The sequence below is a fragment of the uncultured Thiocystis sp. genome, assembly GCF_903866365.1.
GTDB lineage: Bacteria > Pseudomonadota > Gammaproteobacteria > Chromatiales > Chromatiaceae > Chromatium.
In genome coordinates this window covers 1-4,750 of the sequence record NZ_CAIPNF010000379.1, presented here as the reverse complement: position 1 = coordinate 4,750, position 4,750 = coordinate 1, and the positions used below count along the sequence as shown (strand labels likewise).

The following is a 4,750-nucleotide window of genomic DNA, read 5'->3' as shown; positions in this document are numbered from 1 at the left end:
TCTGTGGTGCGGGGATGCGCTGGAAACACCAGGGCGCCAAGATTGTCTTGAGCCTGCGCGCGCTCGTGCAATCCACGGGGCGCTGGACGCAGTTCTGGGACAAGATCGATCAGTTTGGTGCTCGGCCCTGTTAGGATACATCATCGAAAGGCACCACCCTGTAAGTCAAACTGCAACAATCTAATTTCATTAGATAAACTTTCTGAACAGACTCTCAGGGTTTCAACCTCTTCACTGCCGATCTGGTCCAGCCAGGTAGGATGGGTAGAGTGACCACGGCACTACGCTGAGCCATTAGCGCAAACGCTCATTGGTCACGAAACCCATCAACCCACTGAGGCAGATATTGTCATTTTTCGCCATTGAAAAACCCAAAGGATTCGTCATTTGCGCAATCCTGAAATGTCGGCATTAGGAATGATGGGTTTCGCTGCGCTCTACCCATCCTTGTATGTTCTGTTCCCAGGGATTGACAAGGGATTGCGATAAAGGGAATTTATGAAGAGTGAACCGGGGAAGCCGTCCCATCCTACGAATAATGCATCATCGAATCGTTTTCCGTGCTTCTTTTGTGCGCAATCTTGGCAGAGCGGCTGAGGTGAACCGAGGTCAATCGGCGGAACCTCCTGTCGGAGTTTCGCCCTACGCGGGCTACGCGGGCGGCTGGACGGTGCGGGCGGCTCATTCACCCACGCGCCGTAACAGCGTTTCGATCACCTTGGCCGAAATCCGAAAATCGGAGGCGTGCAAGCGCGCAAAGACCTCCCGCGCCGATGGAATCAAGCCTTTTGATTTGGCCATGCCAATCACCGCCGCCGTGCCGGCCACGCGCAAGCCGTGCTCGCTCGCGATCGCCCGGCCCGCCCTTTCGTCCATCAGCACAAGCACCGGCTCCACGCTCGCCAAGGGCCTAGGGGTCAGGTCTCCCATTGCACAGATCCTCATGATCGAATAACGACCACGCTTTCCAGGGCAATCCGCATCAAGAAATGGTAATATTAGGGAGTATTTATATGTTAGCGAAATCAGCATGATGGAGCACGCAGAGCCCGAATTTCTGAGCGTGGATAGAGCGAGGGTTCAAAGTCCTTGCCAGTAATCGACGCTCGGAGACACTCGTCGCACCGGGTCTGCGGGGGAATCCAGCAGCATTTCTGTTTTGTGGAACCGAGATCCGACGCATTAAGTTAAGCAAGCAAGGTCGGGTGGGTAGAGTGACCACGGTATGACGCCGATCGTTGGCACGGATGCTGATTGGTCACGAAACCCACCGAACCAACGCACCAACTTCTGACCTTTGCGGGAAACCGGGGGCGTGCCACCTTAATTTCCCGATGGCGTCGATCTCGGTCGATCAGTTCATTCGCTCCAGAATGTCGAAAAATTGGGCCGCAGTGACGATCGGTTGGCTAAACGCTTCCGCCAAGTCCAGCAGGTCTGCATCGCCTGTGATGAGGAATTGCGCTTTGCCGGCGATGGCGAGTTGCAGGAAGGGCTGATCGCAAGGATCACGACAGGTCGGGGTTGCGGGCGGTGGATCGGGGATCTTCACCGTTTCGCACCAGGGCAGATAGTCGGCGAGGAGTTCCTCTCGCTCTGTGGATGACAGCTTGAATTTCGGATACTCCAGGACACGTAGCAGTTCCGCGACCGTCGATGTCGAGACCAGAGGCTGGAACCGAGACGCTTGCCACGCGACACGCAAGGCGCCAAGGATGCCGCCACCGAACACCAGGGCCGAAAGGACCAGGTTCGTGTCCAGCACGACGCGTGGGACTCGACTGAGCGCGCTGTCCGTTTTTACCCGGTTTGACGCGCCCACTTCACGGCCTCCCCGATATCCTTTTCCGTGAGATCGAGCTCGGCCAGCTTGGCCCGCACCGCATCCGCACGCTGGATACGCACCGGTGTCAAGACGATTTGACCATTGCGGGCTTCCACCTCGAAATAGTCGGTAGCACCGACCGCCTCGGTGATGGCCTTGGGCAATGTGAGCTGATTCTTCGATGTCAGCTTGGCCAGCATTGGAATGAATCCATGAAGTAAGGAATTCTTACTCTAGCGGTGACCTGCAAAATGCACAAGGATATAAGTGTGCGATCCCGTCCGATTGATGCCATCTGATCCGGGCAGACGACCGCCTCGTCCCATTAGATTGAGCCGGGTAGCAAGGTGGGGTGGGTAGAGTGACCGCGGTACGCCATTGAAGACTGGGTACGGTCGCCCGCCGGTCACGAAACCCACCAATAGTGATCGGCACGGATTGTGCGTAAGTCGAATTTAGCCGGGTAGGGTACGCATCGCGTACCTTACTCCCTCGCAAATGGCACGGATGCCGGCTGATCACGAAACCCACCGAACCATGCGCCAACGCTGTCATCCTTGAACGCCTTCGGGGCATCCTTCAACTTCGCTCAGGGCAGGCTGGGAGCGTTTTGGGTTGAATTCAGTGGTCCGGTTGCGCGACTATACCCGCCTTTCGATCCATTGCCGGAGGCGTTCGATGGAGGCTCTGAAGCTCAAGACCCTCGACGATCTGCTCCTGTCACCGGATGAGCGGGTGGAACTGATCGGCGGAGACATCGTGCGCCGCCCAATGGCGCGGTTTGCTCACGGTCGCGCGCAGAATCGCACGGCGCTCACACTCGGGCCTTTCGACGAGGGCGAGGGAAATGGCGGCGGCTGGTGGTTCGCCACCGAGGTCAGCGTCGCCTACGAGATCCACGAATGCCCGTCGCATGACCTCGCCGGTTGGCGCCGGGAGCGGCTGCCCCGGCCCCCCGAAGGCGTCATCGACCTGCCGCCGGACTGGGTTTGCGAGATCGTCTCGCCTGGACACGAGAAAAAAGACACCCTGGTCCTGCCGCTGCTGCTTAAGCGACATTGCGTACCCGACTACTGGCTGATCTGGCCCGAGGTACGGCGGCTGGTCGCCTACAGGCTCAGCGACGGTGATTGGTGCGCAATCGCGACGCTCGAAGGGAGCGGGCGCGCTCGCATCCCGCCCTTCGAGGCCATCGAGCTGGATCTGGATGCCCTGCTTGGCGGCGGATGAACCGACCGCTATGGGTCGCTCGTTGGCGATTTTCAAACCTCGCCCGCTCGAACTCAGCCAGGTAGCAAGGATGGGTAGAGTGACCACGGCACCACACTGAATGTTGGCACGGATGCCGGCTGGTCACGAAACCCACCGAACCCACGCACCAACGTCTGACCTTTGAACGCCTTCGGGAAAACGGGGGACTGGCCGGGTCACGCCACGGTTGGAAGGGTAGGCGATGCGGATCCGGCTCATCAGACATCAGACATCAGACATCAGACCAGCGTGATGACCAACCGCTTGCCGCAGGCGTGCGCGTACTTGCGCAGCGTGGCGAACGAGGGAGAGTGGTTTTCGCTGCGGATCGACGCCTCCAGGCGCGAGACGGCGCTCTTGGTCGTGCCCATGCGGGCAGCAACTTCCTCTTGGGTCAGACCGGCCTGCTGACGCGCTCGGACCAGTTCGCTGAGTGCCGAGTACTCTTCTTCCAGCCCCTCCCAGGCGGCCTTGAATCCCGGCTGTTGCATGGCACGGGCAAGTTCCGCCTTGGCGTCAAGGCGCACCGGCTTGAATTGCTCAGTCTCCATGGTTGACCTCCTTCAGTCGTGTGCGGGCCGTCTTCAATTCACGGGCGGGCGTTTCCTGCGTTTTCTTGATGAAGCTGTGCAGAATGACGATCTGACGTCCGACCATCGTGCAGTAGAACGCTCGGCCAATGCCTTCCTCGCCTGTGCAGCGCAGTTCTAAAGAGGCCATCGCCCAAGGCGCGGGAATGCGGTAGCCGCAGGTCGGCGCCGTGCTCCTCCATCAAGAAGACAAGGCGAAGGAAGTCAGCATAGATGCCGACCGGCCACTCGGTGATCTCCCGCTGTACGCGCTCGTTGAAATAACTGACAGTCCAGTTCATGTCCACAATGTTAGCGCGCACGCTAACTTTGAGCAAGGTGGGTAGAGTGACCACGGTATGACGCCGGCTGTTGGCACGGATGCTGGCCCAGCAACTGGCGTCGGGCGAAGACGACGACACCCTGCGCCGCAGCGGTCGGGATCCACCTCCTGGACTTCGACCTTTTCACCGCCACGTCCGAACAGCGCGCGCAAGCGGTGTGGCGCTTCGAGATGCGCGACGCGCGTCAGCCCCAGGTGACGCTCGGGAACCGACTCCAACTCACCTTGATCGAATTGAAAAAGGCAGACCGCGTGCAACAGGCATCGGGTCCCTTGCGTGACTGGGTGAGTTTTTTCGAGCACTGGCAAGAGGAGAAAACCATGGCCGAGATCGAGCATGCGCCGATCCGCGAGGCGCTAAATCGGGTGCGTCGGCTGAGCGCCGACGACGAGGCGCGACGGCTGGCGTTCGTGCGCGAGCGGGCGCTGCGCGACGAGGCGTCCTTGCTGAAAGAGGCGCGGGAGGAGGGACGAGAAGAGGGCGAGCAGATCGGGATGCAGAAAAGCCGCTTGGCGGTCGCCCAGGAAACCGCCTGCCACCTTAGGTGATTCCAGCGTTTCGGGTAAAATTGAGTCCAGATCTTATTTTCAGCTATCCGTTGCAAGCCGGCTCATGCGGATTGTTTGGAGCTGATGCGGCGAGTTCTTGCGGTCTCCCTGACGTCTCCAGGCCGGCGAAACGGCGGTAGGCATCGAGGCGATCATCGTCGACCTGTGCCCTCTTCCCGGATCTGCCCCGAAGGAGCTCTCGCGCGGATTTGA

Annotated in this window: 6 protein-coding genes and 1 pseudogene; 2 read left to right on the top strand and 5 right to left on the bottom strand. The window is 59.6% G+C overall.

Annotated elements, in window-relative coordinates:
• Window positions 1–681: 681 nt before the first annotated feature.
• The 3 genes from QZY07_RS21240 to QZY07_RS21230 form a co-directional block, all read right to left on the bottom strand.
• Window positions 682–1,032: a DUF3368 domain-containing protein gene (locus QZY07_RS21240; RefSeq protein WP_295407064.1), complete on the bottom strand. Its 351-nt coding sequence runs from the start codon at window positions 1,030–1,032 to the stop codon at window positions 682–684.
• Between the two features lie 322 nt (window positions 1,033–1,354).
• Window positions 1,355–1,765, bottom strand: a complete 411-nt coding sequence (locus QZY07_RS21235) for a putative toxin-antitoxin system toxin component, PIN family (protein ID WP_295407063.1) — start codon at window positions 1,763–1,765, stop codon at window positions 1,355–1,357.
• Between the two features lie 35 nt (window positions 1,766–1,800).
• On the bottom strand, window positions 1,801–2,025 hold the full coding sequence (locus tag QZY07_RS21230; protein WP_295407061.1) for an AbrB/MazE/SpoVT family DNA-binding domain-containing protein: 225 nt from the start codon (window positions 2,023–2,025) through the stop codon (window positions 1,801–1,803).
• Window positions 2,026–2,503: 478 nt separating this feature from the next.
• On the opposite strand from QZY07_RS21230, the gene QZY07_RS21225 reads away from it, so the two are divergent.
• Window positions 2,504–3,055 carry a Uma2 family endonuclease gene (locus QZY07_RS21225; RefSeq protein ID WP_295407059.1) on the top strand — a complete coding sequence of 184 codons (552 nt, stop codon included), beginning with the start codon at window positions 2,504–2,506 and terminating at the stop codon, window positions 3,053–3,055.
• A gap of 260 nt (window positions 3,056–3,315) precedes the next feature.
• Here the strand turns inward: QZY07_RS21225 and QZY07_RS21220 are convergent, their stop codons facing one another.
• Together QZY07_RS21220 and QZY07_RS21215 are read right to left on the bottom strand one after the other, a co-directional pair.
• The gene (locus tag QZY07_RS21220) at window positions 3,316–3,627 is read right to left on the bottom strand and encodes a helix-turn-helix transcriptional regulator (RefSeq protein ID WP_295407057.1); all 312 of its coding nucleotides are present in this window, start codon (window positions 3,625–3,627) and stop codon (window positions 3,316–3,318) included.
• Window positions 3,617–3,796: a type II toxin-antitoxin system RelE/ParE family toxin gene (locus QZY07_RS21215; RefSeq protein WP_295407054.1), complete on the bottom strand. Its 180-nt coding sequence runs from the start codon at window positions 3,794–3,796 to the stop codon at window positions 3,617–3,619. Before QZY07_RS21215 ends, QZY07_RS21220 begins: the two co-directional genes overlap by 11 nt.
• 221 nt (window positions 3,797–4,017) lie before the next feature.
• Between QZY07_RS21215 and QZY07_RS21210 the strand changes: the two are divergent.
• Window positions 4,018–4,537, top strand: a pseudogene (locus tag QZY07_RS21210) (PD-(D/E)XK nuclease family transposase); the annotation flags it as partial.
• Window positions 4,538–4,750: the final 213 nt, after the last annotated feature.

Excerpts from the sequence above, each read along its gene's own strand:
- QZY07_RS21240 (WP_295407064.1), bottom strand. The coding sequence starts at position 1,032 with ATGCTGATTTCGCTAACATATAAATACTCCCTAATATTACCATTTCTT.
- QZY07_RS21230 (WP_295407061.1), bottom strand. The coding sequence starts at position 2,025 with ATGCTGGCCAAGCTGACATCGAAGAATCAGCTCACATTGCCCAAGGCC.
- QZY07_RS21225 (WP_295407059.1), top strand. The coding sequence starts at position 2,504 with ATGGAGGCTCTGAAGCTCAAGACCCTCGACGATCTGCTCCTGTCACCG.
- QZY07_RS21220 (WP_295407057.1), bottom strand. The coding sequence starts at position 3,627 with ATGGAGACTGAGCAATTCAAGCCGGTGCGCCTTGACGCCAAGGCGGAA.
- QZY07_RS21215 (WP_295407054.1), bottom strand. The coding sequence starts at position 3,796 with ATGGCCTCTTTAGAACTGCGCTGCACAGGCGAGGAAGGCATTGGCCGA.